The 24,472-nt window shown below is 61.8% G+C and carries 22 protein-coding genes and 1 pseudogene; 14 read left to right on the top strand and 9 right to left on the bottom strand.

Annotation, left to right across the window (positions count from 1 at the left end; all coding sequences use genetic code 11):
• Positions 1–252: 252 nt before the first annotated feature.
• Positions 253–819, bottom strand: a complete 567-nt coding sequence (locus BMI01S_RS13550) for a carboxymuconolactone decarboxylase family protein (protein ID WP_028210250.1) — start codon at positions 817–819, stop codon at positions 253–255.
• A gap of 99 nt (positions 820–918) precedes the next feature.
• Positions 919–2,274, bottom strand: coding sequence for an aspartate aminotransferase family protein (locus BMI01S_RS13545; protein ID WP_036044500.1), 1,356 nt, complete (start codon positions 2,272–2,274; stop codon positions 919–921).
• Between the two features lie 75 nt (positions 2,275–2,349).
• Between BMI01S_RS13545 and BMI01S_RS40785 the strand changes: the two genes are divergently transcribed.
• Positions 2,350–2,676 (top strand): hypothetical protein, encoded by a 327-nt coding sequence (locus BMI01S_RS40785; protein ID WP_154671164.1) that lies wholly within the window; start codon positions 2,350–2,352, stop codon positions 2,674–2,676.
• An 81-nt stretch (positions 2,677–2,757) separates the two neighbouring features.
• Here the strand turns inward: BMI01S_RS40785 and BMI01S_RS13540 are convergent, their stop codons facing one another.
• On the bottom strand, positions 2,758–3,618 hold the full coding sequence (locus BMI01S_RS13540; RefSeq protein ID WP_028210252.1) for a MurR/RpiR family transcriptional regulator: 861 nt from the start codon (positions 3,616–3,618) through the stop codon (positions 2,758–2,760).
• Between the two features lie 112 nt (positions 3,619–3,730).
• Between BMI01S_RS13540 and BMI01S_RS38980 the strand changes: the two are divergent.
• The 3 genes and pseudogenes from BMI01S_RS38980 to BMI01S_RS40780 all read left to right on the top strand — a co-directional run.
• Positions 3,731–4,463: pseudogene (locus BMI01S_RS38980) on the top strand (HAD-IC family P-type ATPase); the annotation flags it as partial.
• 946 nt (positions 4,464–5,409) lie between these two features.
• Positions 5,410–6,555 (top strand): NHL repeat-containing protein, encoded by a 1,146-nt coding sequence (locus tag BMI01S_RS13525; RefSeq protein ID WP_036044456.1) that lies wholly within the window; start codon positions 5,410–5,412, stop codon positions 6,553–6,555.
• A 346-nt stretch (positions 6,556–6,901) separates the two neighbouring features.
• Positions 6,902–7,678 carry a hypothetical protein gene (locus BMI01S_RS40780; RefSeq protein ID WP_154671163.1) on the top strand — a complete coding sequence of 259 codons (777 nt, stop codon included), beginning with the start codon at positions 6,902–6,904 and terminating at the stop codon, positions 7,676–7,678.
• A 53-nt stretch (positions 7,679–7,731) separates the two neighbouring features.
• Here the strand turns inward: BMI01S_RS40780 and BMI01S_RS13520 are convergent, their stop codons facing one another.
• On the bottom strand, positions 7,732–8,739 hold the full coding sequence (locus BMI01S_RS13520; RefSeq protein WP_028230434.1) for an AraC family transcriptional regulator: 1,008 nt from the start codon (positions 8,737–8,739) through the stop codon (positions 7,732–7,734).
• A 174-nt stretch (positions 8,740–8,913) separates the two neighbouring features.
• On the opposite strand from BMI01S_RS13520, the gene BMI01S_RS13515 reads away from it, so the two are divergent.
• The 9 genes from BMI01S_RS13515 to BMI01S_RS38970 all read left to right on the top strand — a co-directional run bounded on the left by BMI01S_RS13515 (position 8,914) and on the right by BMI01S_RS38970 (position 18,404).
• Complete coding sequence (locus BMI01S_RS13515; RefSeq protein WP_042289487.1) at positions 8,914–10,215, top strand: MFS transporter; 1,302 nt, start codon at positions 8,914–8,916, stop codon at positions 10,213–10,215.
• Between the two features lie 86 nt (positions 10,216–10,301).
• Positions 10,302–10,994 carry an SDR family NAD(P)-dependent oxidoreductase gene (locus BMI01S_RS13510; protein ID WP_244145305.1) on the top strand — a complete coding sequence of 231 codons (693 nt, stop codon included), beginning with the start codon at positions 10,302–10,304 and terminating at the stop codon, positions 10,992–10,994.
• A gap of 40 nt (positions 10,995–11,034) precedes the next feature.
• Positions 11,035–11,907 carry an SDR family NAD(P)-dependent oxidoreductase gene (locus BMI01S_RS13505; RefSeq protein ID WP_081715850.1) on the top strand — a complete coding sequence of 291 codons (873 nt, stop codon included), beginning with the start codon at positions 11,035–11,037 and terminating at the stop codon, positions 11,905–11,907.
• Between the two features lie 156 nt (positions 11,908–12,063).
• Positions 12,064–12,648 (top strand): HD domain-containing protein, encoded by a 585-nt coding sequence (locus BMI01S_RS13500; protein WP_028230431.1) that lies wholly within the window; start codon positions 12,064–12,066, stop codon positions 12,646–12,648.
• Positions 12,649–13,120: 472 nt separating this feature from the next.
• Positions 13,121–14,146: a hypothetical protein gene (locus tag BMI01S_RS13495; protein WP_244145306.1), complete on the top strand. Its 1,026-nt coding sequence runs from the start codon at positions 13,121–13,123 to the stop codon at positions 14,144–14,146.
• A 72-nt stretch (positions 14,147–14,218) separates the two neighbouring features.
• A complete protein-coding gene (locus BMI01S_RS13490; protein WP_028230429.1) occupies positions 14,219–15,232 on the top strand; it encodes a 2Fe-2S iron-sulfur cluster-binding protein in 1,014 nt (337 codons plus the stop codon).
• A 744-nt stretch (positions 15,233–15,976) separates the two neighbouring features.
• A complete protein-coding gene (locus tag BMI01S_RS13485; protein WP_028210263.1) occupies positions 15,977–17,557 on the top strand; it encodes an isocitrate lyase in 1,581 nt (526 codons plus the stop codon).
• A 248-nt stretch (positions 17,558–17,805) separates the two neighbouring features.
• On the top strand, positions 17,806–18,111 hold the full coding sequence (locus BMI01S_RS38975; RefSeq protein WP_081715851.1) for a hypothetical protein: 306 nt from the start codon (positions 17,806–17,808) through the stop codon (positions 18,109–18,111).
• 41 nt (positions 18,112–18,152) lie between these two features.
• Positions 18,153–18,404, top strand: a complete 252-nt coding sequence (locus BMI01S_RS38970) for a hypothetical protein (protein ID WP_081715852.1) — start codon at positions 18,153–18,155, stop codon at positions 18,402–18,404.
• 31 nt (positions 18,405–18,435) lie between these two features.
• Here BMI01S_RS38970 and BMI01S_RS13470 read toward each other — a convergent pair whose 3' ends face one another.
• Genes BMI01S_RS13470 through BMI01S_RS40775 form a run of 3 tightly spaced genes read right to left on the bottom strand, consistent with a single transcriptional unit; the run spans position 18,436 to position 20,497 of the window.
• Positions 18,436–19,641, bottom strand: a complete 1,206-nt coding sequence (locus BMI01S_RS13470; RefSeq protein ID WP_028230427.1) for an MFS transporter — start codon at positions 19,639–19,641, stop codon at positions 18,436–18,438.
• Positions 19,642–19,700: 59 nt separating this feature from the next.
• The gene (locus tag BMI01S_RS13465; protein WP_042289484.1) at positions 19,701–20,339 is read right to left on the bottom strand and encodes an NUDIX hydrolase; all 639 of its coding nucleotides are present in this window, start codon (positions 20,337–20,339) and stop codon (positions 19,701–19,703) included.
• A complete protein-coding gene (locus tag BMI01S_RS40775; RefSeq protein WP_154671162.1) occupies positions 20,336–20,497 on the bottom strand; it encodes an HAD family hydrolase in 162 nt (53 codons plus the stop codon). Before BMI01S_RS40775 ends, BMI01S_RS13465 begins: the two co-directional genes overlap by 4 nt.
• A gap of 241 nt (positions 20,498–20,738) precedes the next feature.
• On the opposite strand from BMI01S_RS40775, the gene lhpH reads away from it, so the two are divergent.
• Positions 20,739–21,746, top strand: a complete 1,008-nt coding sequence (lhpH, locus tag BMI01S_RS13460) for a trans-3-hydroxy-L-proline dehydratase (RefSeq protein WP_028210268.1) — start codon at positions 20,739–20,741, stop codon at positions 21,744–21,746.
• A 55-nt stretch (positions 21,747–21,801) separates the two neighbouring features.
• Here lhpH and BMI01S_RS13455 read toward each other — a convergent pair whose 3' ends face one another.
• Both BMI01S_RS13455 and BMI01S_RS13450 read right to left on the bottom strand, forming a co-directional pair.
• Positions 21,802–23,022, bottom strand: coding sequence for an aminotransferase-like domain-containing protein (locus BMI01S_RS13455; RefSeq protein WP_028230424.1), 1,221 nt, complete (start codon positions 23,020–23,022; stop codon positions 21,802–21,804).
• A gap of 203 nt (positions 23,023–23,225) precedes the next feature.
• On the bottom strand, positions 23,226–24,398 hold the full coding sequence (locus BMI01S_RS13450; protein WP_028210270.1) for an NAD(P)/FAD-dependent oxidoreductase: 1,173 nt from the start codon (positions 24,396–24,398) through the stop codon (positions 23,226–23,228).
• Between the last annotated feature and the right edge of the window lie 74 nt (positions 24,399–24,472).

The following is a 24,472-nucleotide window of genomic DNA, read 5'->3' as shown; positions in this document are numbered from 1 at the left end:
GTTCACGGCCTCGTTCAAAATGCCACCCACGCAGCGACAGGTGTGGAAACGTTTTCTGCGCAGATAAAACCGTCCGTTCGATTAATCGCTGAACGGCGGATGCGTGGTGCACCGCTCCGGCCAAATCATCAGGAATTGCCGGGTTCAAACAGGTTTGCCTGAAATATGGTTGTCACGCGTGCGGAATCGCACTGAAAAAACTTCGGAAGACCGAAGGGGGCTTCGAGCGAAGCTTGCGCGGGCGCGCCGCGCTTATTCGCCAAACGGCAGGGTCGTCTGACCCTCGGCGCGCATGTCGAAAACGTTGAGTGTCATGGCCACCAGCGCGTAGTAGCCCAGTAGCCCGACCAGGTTGATCGTCGTTTCATGGCCAAAGCGCTCGACGGCACGCGCATAGGTCGCGTCGGATACACGCTTCGTTTCGTACAGCTCGGTCGTGAACGCGTAGATCAGCGCATCGTCAGGCTCGTCGAACTGCGGCGTCGCGCCCGTGCGGATCTGCTCGGCCAGCGCCTCCGGCACGCCCGCCCTCAGGGCGATCGGATAGTGGATGTACCACTCGGCCTGGGCCCGCCAGTGCACCGACGTGACGAGGATCGCGAGTTCGGAGAGCCGTATCGACAGGCCGGTCCGGTAGCGGCAGAACGCGCCCAGGCGCTGCGCGTGCTGCGCGAGTTGCGGGCTATGGATCCAGCCGAGGAAGGGTCCGTCGAGATTCCCGCGCGGACCGGAAAGGATTTCGTCGAGCACGGCCTTCTGCTCGGGGGACGCAAGTGCAAACTCAAATGCGGGAAGCCGTGTCTTCTGGTCTTGGGTCATCGATCTGCTCCGTTGCGTATCATGGCCGGTCGCGCGCGACCGCTCGCGGTGGACGCGTGGTTTTGGCAGTTAGTTGCATATCAATCGTAGCACCACGCCTCACGCCGGGCGCGCCACGCCTGCCATAACGAGCGCGCCGTCGATTGCGGCGGCCAACCGATCGACGATGATGTCGATGTTCTGCGCCGTGCAGGTGAAAGGCGGCGCCAGCAGCACGTGGTCGCCGTTTCTGCCATCCACCGTGCCGCCCATCGGGTAGACCATCAGGCCACGCGCGAACGCCTCTCGCTTGATCGCCGCGTGGAGCTTGAGTGCCGGGTCGAATGTGGCCTTCGTGGCGCGGTCCTTCACGAGCTCGACACCGACGAACAGTCCGCGGCCGCGCACATCGCCCACCCAGGGATGCGCTGCGTAGCGCTCGCGCAAAAGCGCGCGCAGTTGCTCGCCGCGGGCGAGTACGTTGTCGAGCAGGTTCTCTTCGGCAATCACACGCTGCACTTCGAGCGCCGCCGCGCAAGCCGTGGCGTGGCCGATGTAGGTGTGGCCGTGCTGAAAGTAGCCACTGCCGCCAACGATCGTCTCGTAGATACGCTGGCTCACGAGTGTCGCGCCAATCGGCTGGTAGCCCGCACCGAGGCCCTTGGCGATTGCGAGCAGGTCGGGCGTAACGCCGTCCTCCTCGCACGCGAACACATAGCCGGTGCGGCCCATGCCCGACATGACCTCGTCGAGGATGAGAAGCACGCCGTAACGGTCGCACACCGCGCGGATCTTGCGGAAGTATTCGCGCACCGGCGGCACCGCGCCAGCCGTTGCGCCCACAACGGTCTCCGCGATGAACGCCGCCACCGTGTCGGGCCCCAGTTGGAGAATCTTCTGCTCGAGCTCGTCGGCCAGACGCTGTGCGTAGGCCTCGTCGGTTTCGCCTTCGTGACGCTCGCGGTACGCATAGCACGCGCTGACGTGATGCGACTCGATCAGGATCGGCAGGAACGGCTCCCGGCGCCAGGCATTGCCGCCAATCGCGAGCGCGCCGAGCGTGTTGCCGTGATAGCTCTGGCGGCGTGCGATGAAGTGGCGGCGCGCGAGTTCGCCCTTTTCCACGAAATACTGGCGTGCCAGCTTGAGCGCGGCTTCGATCGCCTCCGAACCGCCCGACACGAAGTACACATGGTCAAGCCCCTTCGGCGCGGCGGCAACGAGATGATCAGCGAGCTGCTCCGACGCCTCGGTCGTGAAAAACGCGGTGTGCGCGTACGGCAGCTGTTGTGCCTGACGCTTGATCGCCTCGATCACGCGCGGGTTGCTATGGCCGAGGCACGAGACAGCTGCGCCGCCGCTTGCATCGATGTAGCGCTTGCCGGTGGAATCGATGATCTCGATGCCTTCCCCCGCCACCGCGACGGGCAAGGTTTGTCTCGGCATCCGATGAAACACTTTGGTTGGAGACGCCATGGTCATAGGGTCCTCGATGAAGTCGGTGGACGATCAACGCGCCGCGTCGCCAGCCTCGCGCGCATCCGAATCGATATGGAAGCCGAGCACCCGCGCGCCGGCCTGCCCAACGTCCAGCGCGACACCACGCCGCTCGATGCGCATGCATGCGGTGGCGAGCCTGTTTTCGTCTTCGGGATCGTGGGGGTCGTTGCGCAAGCCAGGCATCCCAGTGCCCGCGCGGTCGTGAAACGTACGCCCGAGGGCAGCAACTCGCCGAGCCGGAGCGGGCGGTCGCGCGACGAATCGGTGGCGCATCGATTTTCCCGCTCCGTTCTTGCGTCAGTCCTCTGCATTGCGTTTTATACGGCCAAACAACATATGTTGTCAACAAAAGCACAAACAACAACAAACGAGATATGAGCGAAGAAGTTGAAGCCGGATGCCGTTTCGCAACGGTACCCGGGAACGGGAACACAGAGGATCGAAGGGAGCGCCCCGCCCTCAGGGCACGTAGGCGCCACGCGCGTTCAGCGAACGCTCGGCCTGTTCGAGTTGGGCGATCCCGCCCGAACCTTCGAGCGCCAGCAGATGCGCGACGAGCGATTCGGCCAGGGCCGTGGCCGCCACGAGCGAGGGGAAAAACGACGGGCTTTCGTGCGTGAAGATCAGCGCCTTGTGGGCATGGAGCGCAATCGGCGAAACGGCGCTGTCGGTGATCGCGATCAGTCGGCCGCCTTTCGCGAGCGCGGCCTCTGCCACGCGCACCGCCTCGACCGAATACGGTGCGAAGCTCACAACAATCGTCGCGCTGTCGCGCTCGATGCCGAGCAGTTGCATTTCCAGCGTCCCAGCCTCGCCGCCCAGCAACGAAACCGAAGGGCGAAAGAACCGATAGCCGTAGACCAGCCCGAACGCCACCGCGTAGCACGAGCGGAAGCCCGCCACGTGCACGTGTTTCGCGCGGCGCAGCAGGCGCGCGGCCTCGACCATCGAGTGGGTGTTTTGGGCGGCGCTCGCCTCCAGATTATGCTGCTGCGCGAGGAGCATCTCGCGCGCGAGGCCGTCCTTCGTGCTGCCCGCCACGAGCGAGCGGGCCCGCGAAGAAAGGGGCTCGGGCCGCGTGCGCACTCTCGCGACGAACAGGTCGCGCAGCTCGTTCCAGCCCGGAAAGCCCAGTAGCTGGGAGAGCCGCACTAGCGACGCAGGCTGCACGCGGGCGCGCTCGGCGACCTTGCGCATCGACGAGACGGCCACTTCGTCGGGGTGGTCGAGCAGGAATGCGGCGCCGGTCTGGAACTGCGGACTCAAATCGGCGAAGCGTGCGCGGATCAGCGCGGCGAGCTGTTCGAAACTGTCTGGCATGCGATGCTCGGGCAGTGGGTGACAACAAATGTTACCACTCGTGTTGTCAGATGTTGCAAGTCGGGACAGATTGGTGATTGGCAAACGATTCCTGTCCCGACAAAAACAATGCTGTCCGTGCGCGCTCGGCTTGGCCACCCCGGTTTCCATCATCGTCGGGATTGGACGCGGCGCTCGCGAAGGCGTGCTCGTCAAGGACGCGGAAGCCCTCGAGTTGATGGAGAAGGTCGACACCGTCGTGGTCGACAAGACCGGAACCCTTACGGAGGGCAAACCGCGCGGACAGACTGTCGTTGCGCTGGCTGGCTGGTCCGAATCCCAGGTGCTTGCTTACGCTACAAGTCTCGAAGGCGCGAGCGAACACCCCCTCGCGCAAGCCATCATCATGCACGCGAAAGACGCTGGAACAGAGACGAGTCGCGTAGACGCTTTCGACTCGGTGCCCGGCAAAGGCGTGACAGGAAAACTCGAGGGATACGCGGTCTCCTTGGGCAATGTGCGCCTGATGGAAGAGCGGAAAATCAATTGTTCGGGTCGGTCGAAGAAAATACCGACACGCTGCGCGAGGCCGGGCAAACGGTTATGTATGTCGCGATAGACAGCGAACTTGCTGGCTACATCGGGGTAGCGGACCCGTTAAAGGGACGACGCCGGACGCGGTGCGTCTGCTGAAAGAGTCCGGCGTGCAGATTGTGATGCTCACCGGCGACAATTCCGTCACCGCGAACTCGGTGGCGAAGGCACTCGCACTTGATGGCGTCAAGGCCGGCGTGCTACCTGAAGACAAGTACAAGCACCTGCAGGAGCTTCAGGCGCACGGGCACGTTGTCGCCATGGCTGCCAACTGGACGTCGAGCCTGGCCAGCGGCGCGAGTCGCTCGCCGTCGGTCCACCGATGACAATGAAACCACTTGACGAGGCAGATACCATTTGAGGCGCCAACGGCCTCCATGTGGCGGTCAGGCAATTGGGAGGCAGGTGGCGGGTGCTGCTAATAGTTCGCCGTTTCAACAGCCCTTTATTTCGATTGCCGGCGTCAACACCTCGCCGGCTCCGTTATCGCCATCGGGGCGCGCTTTACTTGTGACAGGAGGAAAGCTCCCGAAAATCTTCGTATTAAAATCTTTGTAATATTCATGGAATTCGGCGTTTGTATTCGGTAACGACTTCAGCCATTCCGAATCCTCAAATTTATAATCGTCGTGGGTTGTAATCTACCAAACGCTGCCCTAGGCTTTACTCATATATTAGAACGTACGCCTCACCTTGGTTTGCTAGCTAAGTTGGTGTCCAGGACGATATAGTGAACCAACAAGAGTTGGTGTCCATGGACACCTGCTTACTGCACAGGCTCTTGTTTTCCCGCCAATAGCGCCTCGGCGCGCCCTATCCGGCGCTCACGTGCGCCCGTCTGCACCGCTCACAAAGCGCGGAGTGCGCGGCGATTGCGTTTGTTCACCTACCGGTCTATCTGGAGATGGTCGTCGCGACATGCGAAGTCCATTGTCACCTGTCAACTCGCCAGAATGCGTTTTCTTGTTTTCCTTTAGGAGTCCGTAATGATCCATTACATCTTGCTTAGGACCATGCACGCAACAGCATTTGCCCTATTGGTCGCAACGACATTGAGCGCATGCGGCGGCGGAAACGCAGGTCCCGCCGGTTCCGCAGCCGACAATTCAGCTTCGTCGACGCTGGCAAACGGCGGATAGCGCAACCAGGACATCGCGCCGGCTCTACCCGACCTTCTTGTTGCGACACCAAGTGGTAAATACCAAATGGAGGCGTCAAATGTTTGCATATTCTCTTGTCTCTTCAGGCAGTCGCTCCTGGCATACAACATGTCGGTTCACTCAAGGCGTGCTGCGCTCCATGCTGCTTTCGGCAGCGGTGGGGTTCAGTGCGTTGATGGTCAGTCAATCTTCAACCGCACAGCAGCTGTTCATTGGCGACGCGGGAGACAATTCCATCAAGCAGTTTAATTTGACTGGGGCATACATTGGCCCCTTCGTGGCTTCCGGGGCGGCGGCTGCCGGACTGACCGGGCCACGGGGAATGATTTTTACAGATGGGCAGCTCGTGGTCGTCAATCAGAACGTAAACACTCCAAATAACGGTGAGGTGATGCGCTTTGATGCGAAGACCGGTACATTTATCGGCAAACTAGTCTCTTCGACTGACCCCAACGCGCCTTTCTCGCCTCGCGGCATCGTGCGCGGCGGCCCAAACAACTACTTTTATGTGGCCGATGATGGTGTGGCGAACAACAAATGTGCTAACGAAGGCGACGTAAAGGAATATGATGCGGCGGGTGCTTTCAAGGGTAACCTCAACCGGAAGAACTTCAAGCCGGGGTTTTACCCGCGTGGAGTTGTCTTCGGACCCGACGGACTACTGTACGTCTCTGCAAGAGCATGCCCCGTCTCGAAAGACCCACATGACCCTTCAGTTGGCTACGTCTTGCGCTTCGACCCACGGACCAATGCATTCGTTGACGTATTTGCGTCCGATGCAACAGTCCCCGATTTGCATCGCCCTGAGGGCTTGGTCTTTGACAGCAAAGGCAATCTGTGGGTGACGAGCTTCCGTGCTGGGGCCACGGACACCGACAAAATACTGAAGCTTGACGGAAAGACCGGTCACCTGCTCGACAAGGTCGAGCTGGATGTAGCCGGTTCGCTCAGGTCATACGCAGAAGCAATCATCTTCGGGCCGGGCGGGTATCTGTACGTCCCAATCACTGGTTCGCCTAACACGGGTAGTGACAAGACGACGACAGGTGAGGTGCGGCGTTGCAATACCACGACCACGACTACGAGCCCGACCATACAGTGCAACGTCATCGTGCCGGCCAACTCCACGGGCGGCCCGTTACAGTCGCCGTGGTATCCAATCTTTAAGAACAGCGACCCTGCGACGCTGGACTACGACAACTAAAAACTGCGTGCATCGTAGAAAGGATGGGCCTGGCGGTCAGCCAGGCCTTGCTTGCTCGTTAAGCCCAGGGGATGTGTGTGCTTTAGAAGAGTGCGAACTGCGGGTGACCTCAAGAACGCCCTGCAAACATCGGCGGCACGAGCGCATAGCACGTCATCAACTCGGCCCTCCGCTCCAGACGGCACCAGCTGCACCAGTGGTTGTGACCAGGCCATCCAGACAGGCACCATTTCTGTCCGACCTGGCAGAGCGCCTTGGAATGCGCACGCCACGGACAGTAACTTAAACCTTATTGTCAGCTCAGTTGATGGCAGCACCGTTGGTCGTTCATTCAATGGAGGTCATAATGAACTGCAACACAAAGATTCGGCGACATGCGCTCGCCTTAGCAACGGTCGGCATCCTCTTCGGCGTCGCGAGCCAGGAGGTGCTGGCTGATGGCCAGGACACAGTTATCGTACCGCCGCAGCAAACGGTCGACGGGATGACCTACAATCAGTGGTCTGCGGCGTGGTGGCAATGGTTACTTGCAATACCGTATGGGCCGCCTCGGCCGAACCCTTCGGGTTACAACGACGGAACACACTGTAGCGTCAACCAGTCTGGACCGGTCTGGTTCCTGACCGGTCCATCAGGCTCTTTGGCCGCAAAGCCAGCAATCGAGCAATGCAAGGTGCCCGCCGGGAAATACATTTTTGTGCCGATTATTAACGCGGACTGCTCCACCTACGAGCTACCGGCGGGTGCTTTTTCATCATCAAATCCGACCGGTCCTGGCTGTTCAGTTGAATCTGATTGCCGCGTGTGTGCCAAAAACATAATTAACCTCGTCACCTCCGTGAGTGCCACGATTGATAACATACCAGTCAGTGGAGTGCAGCCGCCGTCATCTCCATTCCGGGTGCAATCGCCGTTCTTTCAATTCTCTGTACCGCATAACAATTTCTTCGTAACGGACTCTCCACCGCTATCTGGTGCAGGTTCAGGCATGGCCATAAGCGACGGATACTGGCTGATGATAAAACCGCTCCCACTGGGGCCGCACACGATTCATGTGATCGGTTCCATTCCGGGTGTCTTCACAGAAGATGTGACTTTCAACATCACCGTGAGCCAGCCCTGACCAAGAGTGAGCCGCAGGCGCCGGCGTCGCTGGCGGTTCCAGCGAACAAGCTTTCAAGCCTTGGAACCGCTAGCACGTCTCCACGAGGACACGGTGCATCCATACCGGCTCGAGAACCACCTCGAGAACGCGCTCAGCGACGAGAAGCCCAGCAGCCTCGCCACATCGGTAAAGGGACGCTCGCCGGCTTCGACATAGCGCGTCACGAGTTCGGCACGCACTTCGTCGACGAGCGTTTGATACGTATGTCCATGCGCGGCAAGGTACCGGTACAGGGTCTTTCTATGCATGCCCAGTTCCTGCGCCACCCGTTCGGAATCGCATTCGCCAACCGGCAACAGCGCAAAGACCAGTTCCCTTACTTTCTCGGGCACGCTCGCGTGCGATTGCGCCAGCTTCGCATCGAGGAGATCTCGCGCATGTGAAGCGAGCAACGCGTCATACGACGAGATCGGTGCATCCAGATCGGATCGTTTCAGCACGATGCCATTGAAGTCACTATTGAAATCGACGGGCACGCCGAAGACGCGCCGATGGGTGGCGAGCGCGGCCGGCGGTGGGTGCGAAAAGCAGATACCGCGCGGCCTCCAGTCACTGCCCAGAAGTCTGGTGAGCGTGCGGTGCAGTACGCAGACGACCAGTTCGATGGACTGGCGAAACGTTCCGGGCCCCGCATTGAGAACTTCGACCATGAGCACCGCGATGTCGCCTGTCGCCTCCACGCGCGCGCCCATCGCCTCGTTCTGCAGACGCACGTAACGGCAAAACGACTCGAGCGCCCGCCGCAGCGTGGGCTCCTCCTGCAGGGCAATGGCCAGCGGACCGAGATTGGCGGGCTGGCGCGTCTCCCCCATGCGAAGGCCGAAATCTTCTGCACCACTGATCTTTGCCGATTCTTCGAGCATGCGCATCGCCGCCCCCGCCGGCAGACGAATGTCCGGATCGAGCAAGGCTGCGCCGCTGATGCCGGCACGCCGCAGCTGCTCGTGAGGATCCAGCCCCACTTCGCGGGCGATATCAACGTAGTTGGTCAGGCTGGCGCTTCTCAACAAGGAAGGCATAGGGGTCTCCACCAATGCCACCAAATGTAAAAACGTTGCCACAAAAAGTCAAATTCCATGCCTGCCTTTCGCTGAGACTTCGAACACGCCAATGCACTTGGGTGCGGGCGATCGATAGAACAGCATCCCATTGCGATGCAACGAATTGCGGGTAGCAAACGACAAGAGGTCAGCATGCTGGAAGAAAACGTTGGTTCGTTGACAGGGGCCGCCGTCACTGTGCGGCCCACCCACCCTCGCGTATATGCCTGGGTAGTCTTCGGGCTGATTTTCGGGTTGATGCTCTCCGACTACATGTCGAGACAGGTGCTCAATGCGGTATTCCCGCAACTCAAGTCCGAATGGAACTTGACCGACGCGCAACTCGGTCTGCTCAGCGGCGTGGTTGGCCTGATGGTCGGGTTGCTGGCCTTTCCGGTCGCCCTGGTCGCCGACCGCTGGAACCGGACTCGAAGCGTCGTACTGATGGCGCTCTTCTGGAGCCTCGCCACGCTCGGGTGCGGGCTCGCCAGGAACTACGGTCACATGCTCACTGCGCGCCTGCTAGTGGGGATTGGCGAGGCCGGTTATGGCAGCGTCGGTCTCGCCATCATCCTGAGCGTGTTTCCGGCATCGATGCGAGCCACGCTCACGGGCGCCTTCACCTCCGCCGGAATGCTGGGTTCGGTGCTCGGCATGGCAACCGGCGGCGTGATTGCGGCACGCTTTGGCTGGCGCGTCGCATTCGTGGGCATGGCGCTGTTCGGCCTGCTCCTTGTCCTGGCGTGCGCCGCAACCGTTACCGAAGCCCGAGTGAAACGCCATGCGCGTCGACATGAGCGCTGTGCAAAGGGCGTTTCTCAAACGTTGCCGGAGCTTCTCAAATCGCTCTTCTGTACGCCCACGCTGGTTTTCACCTACGTGGGGAGCGGTCTTCAACTGTTCACCGCCTACGCCATCATCGCGTGGCTGCCCAGCTACCTCAATCGCTACCATCATATGGCGCCGGCGAAGTCCGCACTCGCGGCCGCGCTCATGCTGATCGTGAGCGGCGTGGGCATGTCGCTCTGCGGGGTTGTCGCGGACCGGGTCGCGCGCAACTCGCCGCGCGGCAAGGTCACGCTGGCGATCGGGTACTGCCTCGGATCATGCGTACTGCTGATGATCGGCATGCGCATGGAGACGGGCGCCGCCCAGTTCGCGGTCATCGCCGCCGGTGTGTTTCTCGCCGCCGGCACCTGGGGGCCGGCCGGTGCGATGGCAACGAACCTCGTGCCAGCCTCGATCCACGCGACGGCACTCGCCACGTTGACGCTCGCGAACAACCTGCTCGGCGGTGCGCCGGGCCCCTATGTGACCGGCCTGCTCGCAGACCGCATCGGTTTGCTCGGCGCGCTGCAGTGGATTCCGCTGGTCTCAGTTGGCGCCGCGCTGGCCTTCGGCTGCGCCAAAGCGACCTATGAGCGCGACCTGCGCCGCTTCGAATCAACACGATAGTTGCGCGGCGGCGCGATCCGCCTCGCTATCCCTACAGGAGTCGTCTCATGACACAAACCCAAACTTCTTCCTCGCTCGACGGCAAAGTGGCCGTGATCACGGGTGCTGGCCGCGGCATCGGCCGCGCAATTGCGCTTGCCTATGCGCGCGCCGGCGCCTCGGTGGTATGCAGTGCGCGCAGCGAAGGGGAAATCGTCGAAACCGCTGCCATGATCGGTGAAGCAGGAGGGGCGTCGCTTGCCCTGACGGCCAATGTCGGTGACTACGACGACACAGTCGCGTTGTTCCGGCGCGCAAGCGAAGTCTTCGGCGGCATCGATATCGTGGTTGCCAACGCCGGTGTCGCCTCCGACCTGCGCAGGATCGAAGACAGCGACCCGGCCGAGTGGCGCAAGACGATCGACATCAATCTGACTGGCGCCTATCACACCGCGCATGCGGCCATCCCGTATCTGCGCCGGCGCGGGGCGGGCAAGATCATCATGGTCGGCTCGGGCCAGCGTAACCGTCCCGTTGCCGGGTTTTCCGCGTACTCCTGCTCGAAGAGCGGTCTCTGGATGCTGACCCAGTCGCTTGCGGTGGAACTGCTCGACTACAACATCAGCGTCAACGAACTGATCCCAGGTCCGGTGAAGACGGCGATGACCCGTGACGTTCCGATGCCGCCCGGCGAGTGGGCCAAGCAACCGGAAGACGTGGTGCCGTTGGCCCTGTTCCTCGCCAGCATGCCCGACGGTGGTCCGACGGCACAAAGCTACAGCTTGATGCGTCGTGCCTGAGCGTCGCGGCGAACACAGTTACCCGAAAGCGGAGAAATCTATGCTGAAAAACGAGCAGATCGAACGTTCCAGTGGAGCGCTGGCTAACGCGCGTCCCCTTCAGGGGCGCGTCGCACTCATCACCGGCGCCGGTCGCGGCCTCGGCGGCGTGATCGCACGGCATTTCGCGCGAGCGGGCGCGGACATCGTCATCTGCGATGTCGACCAGCCGGCCCTCGAAGAAACGCGGGAAGCGGTCGAAGCCATCGGGGCGCGCTGTATCGCGCTCGCTTGCGACATCACTTCGAGCGCCAGGGTCCGCGAGATGTTCGCAACGATCGTGGAGCGCTTTGGCACCCTGCACATCCTCGTGAATAACGCGGCGCTGGGCCCGACAGCGGCAGCAGACGAGATGCGCCGCAACAGGCATTACGCGTATATCACGACCCCGCAACCCAGGCAGGCGCTCGGCTTCACGAGCGAGATCACGGACGAGGATTGGCACCGCTATTGGGACGTCAACGTGCACGGCATGTTCTATTGCACGCGCGAAGCGCTCAAGCTGATGCAGGCCCAAGGTTACGGGCGCATCGTGAATCTCGCATCGGTCGCCGGGTTTTCGACCATTAGCGCGCATAGTCCGCACTACAGCGCGTCGAAGGGGGCGGTGATCGCCTTCACCAGGACCGTGGCTGCCGAAGTTGCCGGCGGAAACATTCTCGTCAATGCGCTCGCGCCTGGCGGCGTGCAGACACCGTTCTTCGAACAATACCTCGACTCGATCGGCGAGGAGGCACGCAACCGCTTCTGGCAGCTCATACCCGCGGGGCGCTTTGGCACCATGGACGAATATGCGGCGGTCGCGACGTTCCTCGCCGGCGATCACTACTTCGTCGGCCAGGTCATCAGCCCCAATGGCGGCGCGGTGATATGAGCGGCCGCCGCACCAGGCGCGTCCCGATTACGGCGCGCGGGAATCGGGCTTGAATGAATCGATTGAGTGAATCGATTGAGTGAATCGTCGGCGGCGCTCGCGCTGTTCCGTCGATCGCCTGAATCCCTCTACACCACCACACTCACTACCTCACCGATGAAACCGAAACGCGCAACGTTCACACGCATGCAAGACAGTACCCGCGAAGACTGGGAGATCATCAAGCCTCAAGCTGCCGAGTATTTCTCCCGACTGCCCGAGCGAGTTCTTGCGCACCTGAGACTGCTCGACGGGGAGTTCAGCGGCTTCCCGATCGACCGCTACCAACACTGCCTGCAGGCCGCCACGCTGGCACTAAGGGATGGCCGCGACGATGAGTACGTGGTCTGCGCGCTGCTGCACGATATCGGCGACACGACCGGCTCGTACAACCATCCTGAAATCGCGGCCGCCATACTGAAACCATTTGTCTCCGAGGCTAACCTCTGGATGATCGAGCACCATGGAATCGTTCAGGGGCACAACTTCTTTCACCACATCGGCATGGACCGCCATATGCGCGATCAGCTCAGCGAGCATCCCCACTATCAACGCACGCTCGAGTTCGTGGATCGGTACGACGATCCGGCGTTCGACGCCACTGCCAGGACGTGTCCAATCGAGGTATTCGAGCCGATCGTGCGGCGGGTGATGAAAGCGCCCAAACGATCGATCTACCGCGCGATTACCGAGGCGGGATAGAACTGAAGCGAACTTTCATCCGCGGAAGCGGCCGTCCGCGACGTTCCCCGCGCCTTGCAGGTGTCCATACTTTCTCCTGGTCTCCGCCATGAGAGTGAGAGGAGCCTGGCAAGCGAGCAAGGCGCGGCATCTGTCCCAGCAGATCGCGGATTCCCTCGCGAACCTGGTCCCTCGACCACTCGCCGCGTTGCAGGTTTTCAGTGGTAATGCGACGCAGGTTTGCCGACTCCTGATTCCAGATTTGCGCGCTCATGCAGAGAAACGTGCCCTTGTGCATGCTTGCGTGAGGCCCGCATTGCTTCGTCACGTCCTCACCGGTGCGGCCTCCGCCGAGTTGATTTAAATCAATAAAAAACGACGTTCGATGCGATACATTAATTTACCGTCCGGTCGGTTAATTAATTACCTTTGCCCGCCCCTCTTCGGCGGGCCCTCTTGTCAAGCGTCGCTTTCGCCTCAAGGAGACACGTCTGTGAGTCACAACGAGAAACTCGCCCGCACCATGGAGTTCCCGCCCGCCACCGAACAGCCCAACGTCTACCCGTTGAGCTGGCACGCAGGCACTGCCAAGCTGGAAGAAGTCTGGGACGCGTCACAGCGTGAATACTGGGATGTGAAGAAGCTCCCCTGGGCGACGTTCGACCCGGCCCGCTACAACTGGGAAGAGCGCGAGGCCATCGCATACTGGTGGACCCTGCTGTCCGTGTTCGATGCTTCCGCGCCGCCGGTCTTCGCGGAGGCATTCATCAAGACCTACGAGGTGCATGAAGAAGACGCGGTACGCCGTTGTTTCTTTTCGGTGACCCGCGATGAGCAGAACCACGAGCAGATGTGCGGCGCGGCGATCACGCGCCTGCTGGAGCACCCCGACCCGCTGACGTATTCGCCCAAAACCGAGCTCGGCAAACGCCTGCAGAAGAATGCGAAGTGGCTCTACTACAACGGCGGACGTTACTGGACGGGCTACAAGGCCGCCGTGCCGAAGTATCCGCTGGCCGTCCTGTTCAGCTCATTTTTGATGGGCGAAATCGCTGCGGCCACCATCTTTCATCAGATGGCCGCCGGCTGCACCGAGCCCGTTTTCAAGGAAGCTTTCCGGAACATCGGCCGGGACGAAGGCCGCCACATGGCCATCTGCATGGCACTGATGGAGCGCGACTACCCGAAAATGGAACTGGAGAACAAAGCGCTCATCACCAAGCAGGTCCGCGCCGGGTACCTCTTTCTGTCCGCCGTGCTGTTCGAGCCACCGATGGACTTCTGGGATCTGCCCGAAGACTTCATCGCCAACCAGCGCGCAGGCGAAACGGTGGCTCGCAAGGCCGGCTTCCAGATTCCGGAGTACGAAACGAAAAAAGAGAACTGGCGCAATGCGATGCTCAACCTCAAGAGCGTACTCGACCGTTACGGCATCCCCTTCCCGGCGATTCCCGAAGTGGGCATCACCGGCCAGGAGATCCGGGATATCGACATGAAGGACATCATCCCGGTGTTCTGAGTCGCGCGACCCTCTGAGCGACGCTGCAGCCGCCCCGCGGCTGCAGTCCCTTTCTTATCTGCGAACTCAAGAATGAGCGAAATCCGTCTGATGCCATCGGGCAAGACCGTCGACTGCCTGCCCGGCGACACCGTATTGCAGGCCCTGGAGCGCAAAGGCTACGCGCTGCCCAACAACTGCCGCGCCGGCGCGTGCGGCGAATGCAAGGTCAAGGTGCGCTCGGGCGAGTTCGATCAGGGTTTGGTGCTCGACATGGCCTTGTCCCAGGAAGAGCGCCAGCAAGGCTATGGCCTCATGTGCATGGCCAAGCCCCTGTCGAAGACGCTCGAGATCGAATGGGACTTCGACGGCTCGAGACCCCGACTCTTTCCGCCGAAGGAGGCCATGACCTACATCCTCGTCGACCGCATCCGTCGGACCGAGCGTATCGTCGAACTCCGCCTGCGGCCCGTCGAGCCGGTCATGCGCTTCTGGCCCGGGCAATATGTGACGCTAGGCGATCACTTTTCGGGGGCGCCAGCCCGTTGTTATTCCATTGCGAATGCACCACGGCCCGATGGCGAGATCGCATTGCAGGTAACCCGACTGGATGGTGGCGCGACGTCTGTCTGGATCCACGAGCAACTCAAGGTCGGCGATGTCGTCAGGCTTTCGGGCCCGTACGGCACGTTCATCGGTGATCCGTCTTCCGAGACTCCGGTGTTGTGCATGGCGGCCGGCTCGGGCCTGGCGCCCATCCTGTCGTTGACCGAGGCCGCCTTACGTCGAGGCTACAAACAACCCGTAACGTTGCTGTTTTCGGCAAGAACGCCTGGCGACGTTTACGGCAGCGGCGTGCTCGGCTACTGGCAGAGTCTCTACCGGAATTTCCGCTACATTCCGACGCTGACCCGTAGCGAGGCCCCGGGCTTCAGGAGCGGGCGCATTCCAGCCCTGCTGCCAGCACTGTTTCCGGATCTCAGCGCCTATAGCGTGTTCATTGCGGGCAGCCCGGACTTCACCGAGGCCTGCGCCGCCCAGGCGAAAGCGCTCGGTGCAAAGTCCGACCTGATCCATTCGGAAGGCTACGTGTCACAAGGCCGATGACCGACCCTGTTCATCCCGCGGCGGTAGATACGCGCCGTCGCTCTTGTGTGGACGAAACACGGCGGATTCCCGGTTTCGCTTGCCCAATGCCGCCGCGGCGCGATCCCGATACGCTCCATCTTCGCGGCTACGGCATAGTCGTCGTATCGCGCTGACATCGCAGAAGACCTCGAGCTCGCGCGCCTTCAGCCGCGCGTCAGGCGCGCAATGCGCCACGCGGCAACGCAGGTCCGCAGCACCGCCATCGGCAGACAACCCTGAAGCCATGCGCGTCGGAGCTACACGGGAGCCCGCCGGCGTTCATACAGTGACTTCTTGCAGTGACTGCGCAACTTGTTCCCGCAGCCCGTCGGGCGCACGGCTAGCCCAGTCGAAAGCGCGCCGCCGGTTCCAGCGCTCACGCGGCGCAGCCGCGCCGGGTCGCGGTCAGGCTCGAGCCCTTTCCTTCTGCGACCTCCCCTCCATGCCTGGCGTTTTTCCGATCCTCGAAAGCGGATTTCACATTGTGAGATTCCGCCCGATTTCTCCAAACGCATCCTTTCCATTTACCAAAATACCGTTTCACATCACGATATGCTACCTATAACCGATTGAAAAATAACCACAAAATTAAGTCATATGTCTTATATAAGACATAACTCTTGGACGCGGAAGGAGCCTACAATTCACTCATGCAGTGTGTTCCGGCAGCCACAACGGGACATTCAGCCATTTTTCAAACTCGCTCACTCCTGGAAGAACCAAATGGCCCAATATCAAGACGACATCAAGGCAGTTGCTGCGTTGAAAGAGAAACAAGGCAGCGCGTGGAATGCCATCAATCCCGAGTCTGCGGCCCGCATGCGCGCCCAGAACAAGTTCAAAACGGGCCTCGACATCGCAAAGTACACCGCGAAGATCATGCGCGCCGACATGGCCGCCTACGATGCCGACCCGTCGAAGTACACCCAGTCGCTGGGCTGCTGGCATGGCTTCATCGGCCAGCAGAAGATGATCTCCATCAAGAAGCATTTCAACAGCACCGAGCGCCGCTACCTTTACCTGTCCGGCTGGATGGTGGCCGCGCTGCGCTCCGAGTTCGGCCCGCTGCCGGACCAGTCGATGCACGAAAAGACCGCCGTCAGCGCACTGATCCGCGAGCTGTATACCTTCCTGCGCCAGGCCGACGCCCGTGAACTGGGTGGCCTGTTCCGCCAGCTGGACGCGGCCGAAGGCGCTGCCAAAGCCGCCATCCAGGAAAAAATCGACAACCACATCACCCACGTCGTCCCCATCATCGCCGACATCGACGCGGGTTTTGGCAACGCCGAAGCCACCTACCTGCTGGCCAAGCAGTTCATCGAAGCAGGCGCATGCTGCATCCAGATCGAAAATCAGGTGTCCGACGAAAAGCAGTGCGGCCACCAGGATGGCAAGGTCACCGTGCCGCATGAGGACTTCCTCGCCAAGATCCGCGCCATCCGCTACGCCTTCCTCGAGCTGGGCGTGGACGACGGCATCATCGTGGCCCGTACCGACTCGCTGGGCGCCGGTCTGACCAAGCAGATCGCCGTGACCCACGCGCCGGGCGACCTGGGCGACCAATACAATTCGTTCCTCGACTGCGACGAAATTTCGGCCGACGCACTGGGCAATGGTGACGTCGTCATCAAGCGCGACGGCAAGCTGCTGCGTCCCAAGCGCCTGCCCAGCAACCTGTTCCAGTTCCGCACCGGCACGGGCGAAGCGCGCTGCGTGCTCGATTGCATCACCGCGCTGCAAAACGGCGCCGACCTGTTGTGGATCGAAACCGAAAAGCCGCATATCGGCCAGATCGCCGGCATGGTGAACGAGATCCGCAAGGTCATCCCGAATGCCAAGCTGGTGTACAACAACAGCCCGTCGTTCAACTGGACCCTGAACTTCCGTCAGCAGGCGTACGACGCGATGAAAGCCGCAGGCAAGGATGTGTCGGCATACGATCGCGCCCAACTGATGAGCGCGGAATACGACCAAAGCGAACTGGCGCTCGCCGCCGACGAAAAGATCCGCACCTTCCAGGCCGATGCGGCGCGCGAAGCCGGCATCTTCCATCACCTGATCACGCTGCCGACTTACCACACCGCGGCACTGTCGACCGACAACCTGGCCCGCGAATACTTCGGCGACCAGGGCATGCTCGGTTATGTGGCTGGCGTGCAGCGCAAGGAAATCCGCCAGGGCATCGCATGCGTCAAGCACCAGAACATGTCCGGCTCGGACATCGGCGACGACCACAAGGAGTATTTCAGCGGCGAAGCAGCCCTGAAAGCGGCGGGTAAAGACAACACCATGAACCAGTTCTGATACTCGCAATACCCCACGCAAAACGCCAACCGCTTCAGGTTGGCGTTTCTTTTTGTCCGCGTTAGCTCGCGGGGTGCTTATCACAAGCCAACGCCTTTGCAGGATTCGTGGCTGCAAAACCGAACGCGCAGACCCGATAATGCAACGTTACGAATCTAGCATCGCCGTTGCACCTGTGTCCGGGTCCGCCGCCTACACTGCGAACCGTACCCACCAGCAACGCACATCAAGTGCGCAGGAGCAGCGAAATGAAAAGGACGATTCTCGGCGTGGTATTGGGTGCGGCGGCGCTGGCAGCGTCGAGCGCAGCGTTCGCCCACGTAGATGTAGCACTGGGCGTTGAAGTACCTGGCGTGGCCTACGCCCCGGCCCAGCCTGTTTATGTCGCTCCGCCGCCCGCTGAGTATGCGCCTCCACCGGTCGCGGTCGCCTGGCGCGGCGACGACGACTGGCGTGCGCGTGAGTGGCGCGAACGCGAATGGCGAGAACACGAACGGCGCGAGCACCAATGGCGTGAGCGAGCCTGGCGCGACCATGATCGCTGGGGCTATTGAGCCGATTTCACCGCTGAACCTTCACATCAGTAGCTGAGCACATGAACTTCAATAACCGTATCAGGACACTTGCCGCGGCTGCTGGTCTGGCACTGGCGGCAGCCGGATCGGCCCACGCCGCCGGCTGCCTGAAGGGCGCGGTCGTCGGCGGTGTCGCGGGACACTATGCGGGTCACCACGCAGTCGCGGGCGCGGTAGGCGGCTGCATCGTCGGACATCACCTTGCGAAGGCCCATGCAGAGGAACGGGCCGCGCAGCACGAGGCCGCCCGTTCCCAGAAGCCAGCCACGTGATTCCCGATCGAAAGGTGGCTACGTCCTTGACTTAGCGCCCCTCGCTGGCGATCGGCGTCGGATGGACCAGGAGCAGCACAACGGTAACCGCACAGAATGCGGCGCCTGCGTAGAACGTAGTGGCTGCGCCGAAACGTTCCCACAACTGGCCCGCGACGACGCTCGACGCCAGCGTCATCACACCGCTCAGCAGATTGAAGAAGCCGAACGCGGTGCCCCGCAGATCTGGCGGCGCCGTGTGGGCGACCATCGCGGAAAACAGACCCTGGGTCATGCCCATGTGCAGCCCCCACAGTGCAACTCCCACGAGGACCAGGCTCCAGTGCGCGCCGTGCGCGAGCACGATATCGGAGCCGATCAATACGACGAGGCCGGCTATCAGCAACCGGGTGTGGCTCATCGTGTCCGCGAGCTTGCCAAACGGATATGCCGAGAGTGCGTAGATGAAATTCATCGCCACCATGACGAGCGGAACCAGCGCGATCGATACGCCGCTGCCCATTGCGCGAAGCACCAGGAACGCCTCGCTGAATCGCGCCAGCGCGAAAACAGCGCCCACGCCGACCACCCACCAATAGTTCGTGCCGAGCTGCCTGAGGCGCGTCCAGGTCACGGGATTGCCCTTCTTGACGGAAGCCTCATGCACGGGCTCCCTGACACCGAATGTCAGCAGTGTGACGGTGAGCACTGCGGGAATGACGGCAATCCAGAATGCGAGCCGAAAGTTGTTTCCCGACACCAGCATGATGGCGACGCCCAGCAGCGGCCCGAGCAACGCGCCGACCGTGTCGAGCGCCTGACGCAGGCCAAAGGCCGCACCGCGCAGTTGCGGCGGCGTGACATCGGCGATGAGCGCATCGCGAGGCGCACCCCGGATACCCTTCCCGACCCGGTCCATGACACGAGCCGTGACCACGACCCCAACCGTCGGCGCAATGGCGAAAATGGGCTTGCTCAACGCGCCGAGCGAATAGCCGGCCACTGCGAGCCATTTGCGGTTGTGCAGATAGTCGCTCAGCGTGCCCGAAAACACCTTGACGATCTGGGCCGTTGCCTCGGCGACGCCTTCGATGATGCCGATCGCGCCGGCACTCGCGCCGAGGCTTGCCACCAGGAACATCGGCAGCAGGCTGTGAATGATTTCGGACGAAATGTCCATGAACAGACTGACACACCCGAGCACCCAGACACTGCGCGGAATCTGCCGGATCACACTGACTTGCGGTTCGCTTTGCATTCGATAAGGTCGACACAAATGTAGCGTTCTAACGAAACGGCCGTACTGCGCCGCTGGTCCTAGTCGAATTCGACATCGCCGCTGTTGCGCAACGCATGCAGGCGTCGAATCTGTTCAGGGAGAATTCGCCCCTGCGATAGAGCGGGAAGGTCATCGACGTCGAAAAACTGGACTGCGTCGGTTTCAGCGCCGCATATCTCGCCCGCCTGCACGATTTCCCCAAGAAAAACCAGCTTCCAGATGTGAAACACGGAAGGCGGATGACCGTGCTTGAGCATATCCCACACGGCAAGCAGCCGGACGATGTTCACCGTATAGCCGCTTTCTTCGCGGGCTTCCTTCGCCGCATTCTCGGCGGGCGAGACGCCCACATCGGCCCACCCGCCGGGCAGGGACCACAAGCCATCCACGGCCTCCCGCACGAGCAGGATTTGCCCGGCCTCGTTGAAGGCGGCACATCTGACATCGAGCTTGGGGTTGGCATAGCCCGTTTCCGACGCGAAGAGCGCGGCGACATCGCATGCTTGCATGGAAGCCATCTCTGCAAGTTGAAGATGCGCGATGCGTGCGATCTCGGCGTATCTTTCCGTGTCGAAGGGGCTCGTTGCGTAGTGCAAACCCGTTTGCGCGAGTGCGAGCAGCCGCCGAGCCTGCGCAAGACGTGCTATCAGCGAATCTTGTCCCGAAGGCGTGGTCATGGTTCGTGGCGTGCACGTGCGTCAAGCACCTGGTCGCGTGCGAGCGGCGCCCTGGCGTGTTCGAGCAGGGTCTTTGGGCCATCGAAAATGCCGCTCTTCCGGTCAAACAGGGTGCCATGACAGTCAAAGGTCAGCCGGTCGAAGTCGGTCAGTTCCACGATTGCGCCTCCCTGCTGTCGTTGACGGAGACCACGGTGCGTCGAGCGTATGCACAAACGCATGTCGCCATGCTGAAGCCTTTCCGCTCGCGATTTCCGCTACAGTTTATGGCGCTTTCTCCGTTGACGCTTGCTTGCCTGTCCTCGCGCATTGGAAGCCCGCGCCCGGCGCCTATGTTTCACCCGCGCAGGACGAGCCAGACGGATGTCGTTACAACCACGCATCGCACGTGAAAACACCATGAAAACTACGCGTACCATTTCGACAGTCGAAGTCCATACCGGCGGCGAAGCCTTCCGCATCGTCACCAGCGGCCTCCCCCGCCTCCCTGGCGACACCATCGTCAAGCGTCGTGCGTGGCTCAAGGAAAACGCCGACGAAATCCGCACCGCGTTGATGTTCGAGCCGCGCGGCCATGCCGACATGTACGGCGGCTATCTGACCGAACCGGTCAGCCCGAGCGCCGACTTCGGCATCATCTTCCTCCACAACGAGGGCTATAGCGATCACTGCGGACACGGCGTCATCGCACTGTCCACCGCCGCGGTCGAGCTTGGCTGGGTGCAGCGCCAGGTGCCGGAAACGCGGGTCGGCATCGACGCTCCCTGCGGCTTCATCGAGGCATACGTTCAGTGGGATGGCGAGCACGCCGGCAATGTGCGGTTCGTGAACGTCCCGTCCTTCATCTGGAAGCGGGATGTGACCGTCGAGACGCCTTCCTTTGGCACCGTCAAGGGCGATATCGCCTTCGGTGGCGCGTTCTATTTTTATACAGACGGTCACCCGCATGGTCTTGAAGTTCGCGAGTCGTCGGCCGAGGCGCTCATCCGCTTCGGCGCCGAAGTCAAGGAAGCCGCCAACAAGGCGTACCCTGTCGTCCATCCCGAGATTCCGGAGATCAATCACATATACGGAACCATCATTGCCGGCGCACCGCGACACCCGGGCTCGACGCAAGCGAACTGCTGCGTGTTTGCGGACCGCGAGGTGGACCGCTCGCCGACCGGCTCCGGAACCGGCGGGCGCGTCGCCCAATTGTATCTGCGAGGCGAACTCGGCAAGGACGAGACCCTTGTGAACGAATCCATCATCGGCACCGTCTTCAAGGGACGTGTGCTCGGCGAAACGACGGTCGGCGGCTTCCGTGCAGTCATTCCGGAAGTCGAAGGCAACGCGTTCGTGTGCGGCTTCGCAACGTGGATCGTAGACGAGCGTGACCCGCTGACTTACGGCTTCCTCGTTCGGTAAGCCGGTCTGCCGCGTGACACGCCCCTGGAGGGGCAACGCCGCGATTCAATGCACTTCACGCACGCGCCGACGCGACCTGCGCCGCGCGCGTAGCCTGCGCCGCCTGCTTCAGACGCGCCACCCCTTCGCGAATCTCGTCAACGTTCGGCGCGGCAAACGAAAGGCGCAGCGAGGCGCTATCCGGATGGTCGGCGAAAAACGCCTTGCCCGGCACGAATATTACGTTGCTGGCGATCGCGTTCGGCAAAAGCGCATCGATCGCCAGGCCCGGCATGCGCGCCCACACGAACATGCCGCCTTCGGGCTGATGAAACGCGATTTCGCCCTCGAATTCCGCGCGCAGGCCATCGCAGAGCGCCTCGCATTTGCGCCGATACGCTTGTGTGATACGCGGCAGATGCTGTTCGAGCGAGCCCGCTTCCAGATAGTGCGCGGCGATCGCCTGCGTCCACGGTGTGCTGCACAGGTCGACGGTCTGCTTGGCGATCACGCAGCGCCGCGCGATTTCGGCGGGGGCGATCGTCCAGCCCACGCGCAAGCCGGGCGCGACGACTTTCGAAAGACTCGAAAAATGCACGACCCAGGCGCGCGCACCCTCCACTTCGCTCGCCAGCGCGAGCAGGGAGGGCATGGCCTGGCCGGCGAAACGCAGATCGCCATAGGGATCGTCCTCGACGATCACAAAGCGGTATTGAACGGCGAGGCGCAGCAACGCGAGGCGACGTTCACGCGTGAGCGTGGCCCCGGTAGGGTTTGCGAAGGTCGGCACGGTGTACAGCAATTTCGGCCGCGCAATGACGCCCGATGCGAGCCGGGCGGCGAGCACATCGACGTCGATGCCGTCACCGTCCACCGGCACCGTCACGACACGCGCCTGCTGGAGCCTGAGGGCCTGCAGCGTGGCCGGATAGGCAGGCTGCTCCGTCAACGCCGTGTCGCCCGGATCGAGCAGCACACGCAACAAGAGATCGAGCCCTTGCTGCGAGCCCGTGGTGATCAGCATTTCCTCGGGCGCGCATATCGCGCCGCGCCGCGCCATGAGTGCGAGGATCTGGGCCTTCAGCTCCGGCAAGCCGTCGGTCGGACCATACTGAAGGCATTGTGTGGGGGCCTGCCATGCGCGCGCGGCAGCCGCCTGCAACCCTTCCTCGTCGAAAAGATCGCTGGCGGGATAGCCGCCGGCGAAGGAAATCATGCCTGGTTGTGCCAGGTACCTGAAAAGCTCTCGAATCGGCGAACCGGCCGGATGCTGGAAAGGTGCGGTGAAGTCGTACATGTCGTCAATGGCGGTGGCCGGATAAGCTTCGATTGTGGTCGGGCCGCCTGCGCGCATCAAACGAAATCTAATCACCACATCTTGCGGTTTGCTCATCAAGCGTCCCGCGCGCCTTCGTTCATGGCGAGGCGGCGGGTCAAACGAAAGAGGCCCGTGATACGGGCCTCAAGTTTGCGTCGCCTGACTCGATCGTCACTGCGGCATCACACCACGTTCTTCTCGACGATAGGACGATTTTCCAGCACGCGCGACCAGTCGAGCGAAGAAAGATCGAGCGTGGTGTACCTGCCATTCAGAATCAGTTCGCTCACACCGCGCCCCGTTGCCGGCCCTTGCTGCAGACCGTGCCCGCTGAAGCCGTTGGCGAACACGCAATTGTCGATTGCCGGGTGATACCCGATGATGGCGTTCTGGTCGAGCACGTTGTACTCGTAGTAGCCGGACCAGCAATTCTCCACGCGCAGCGCCTCGAACTCCGGCACGCGGTGCGCCAGCGTGGGCCAGATCACGTCGTCGAAAATGGCGTGATCGACCTCGTCGAGCGGCAGGTCATCGGGATCGTTTTCCGGGCTCGGCGACGTGCCGGTAATGTACGTGTTGCCCTCGGGGCGGAAATACACGCCGGACGGATCGATCAGTAACGGGCAATGGGTCAGCCGCGCCGGTGACGACACATTGAAAATGCTGCGGCGGCGCGCGTAAACCGGAATGTCGATGTCCATCATCACGGCGAGCTTGCGTGCCCACGCGCCTGCCGCGTTCACGAGCGTGTCGCACGCATGGCGTTCGCCGTCGCTCGCGATCACGTGCGTGACCTTGCGGCCACTACGCACGACGCCTGTCACATCCGCCGCCACATAGCGCGCGCCGAGCGACTGCGCCTTCTTGCGCAGCGCCTGCACGAGGCCGTAGCCGTCGAACCAGCCCTCGCCGCTGCGGCCATACGCGCCGCTTGCGAGATCCTCGACGTTGAGCCATGGAAACTTCGCCTGCAACGCGTCGCGCGACATGAGTTCGATGTCTGCGCCGAGGCGCGTCTGCAGCGCGTGATTTTCGCGCAGCGTCGCATCGCCCGCCTCGGTGGCGAGGAAAAGATAGCCGCCCTCGTGCAGATCGATCGACGGACGGCTGCCGTTGACTTCGAGCCGCTCGCCAATGCCGCGCAGGAACTCGATGCCGAAGAGCGACATCTGGATCGAGAGCGGCGTGGAAAACTGCTGCCGGATCGACGCGGCCGAAAGCGCCGAAGACGAGCGCGCATAACTCGGGTCGCGCTCGAACACGGTCACCGAAACCGTTGGGTCGGTTGCGCGCAGAAAGTAAGCAATAGAACTACCGATGACTCCGCCGCCAACGATAACGACTTGAGAACTCACGACTTGCTCCAGAACGGGTAAGTGCTGCGCGCGTGCGCCAGACGACATCGAGTGAATCAGTGCAGGGTCCGGGC

It is taken from the genome of Paraburkholderia mimosarum LMG 23256 = NBRC 106338 (genome assembly GCF_000739815.1).
GTDB classification, from domain to species: domain Bacteria; phylum Pseudomonadota; class Gammaproteobacteria; order Burkholderiales; family Burkholderiaceae; genus Paraburkholderia; species Paraburkholderia mimosarum.
Note: the sequence above shows the minus strand (reverse complement) of the source record. Positions and strands in the feature narration are given on the sequence as shown.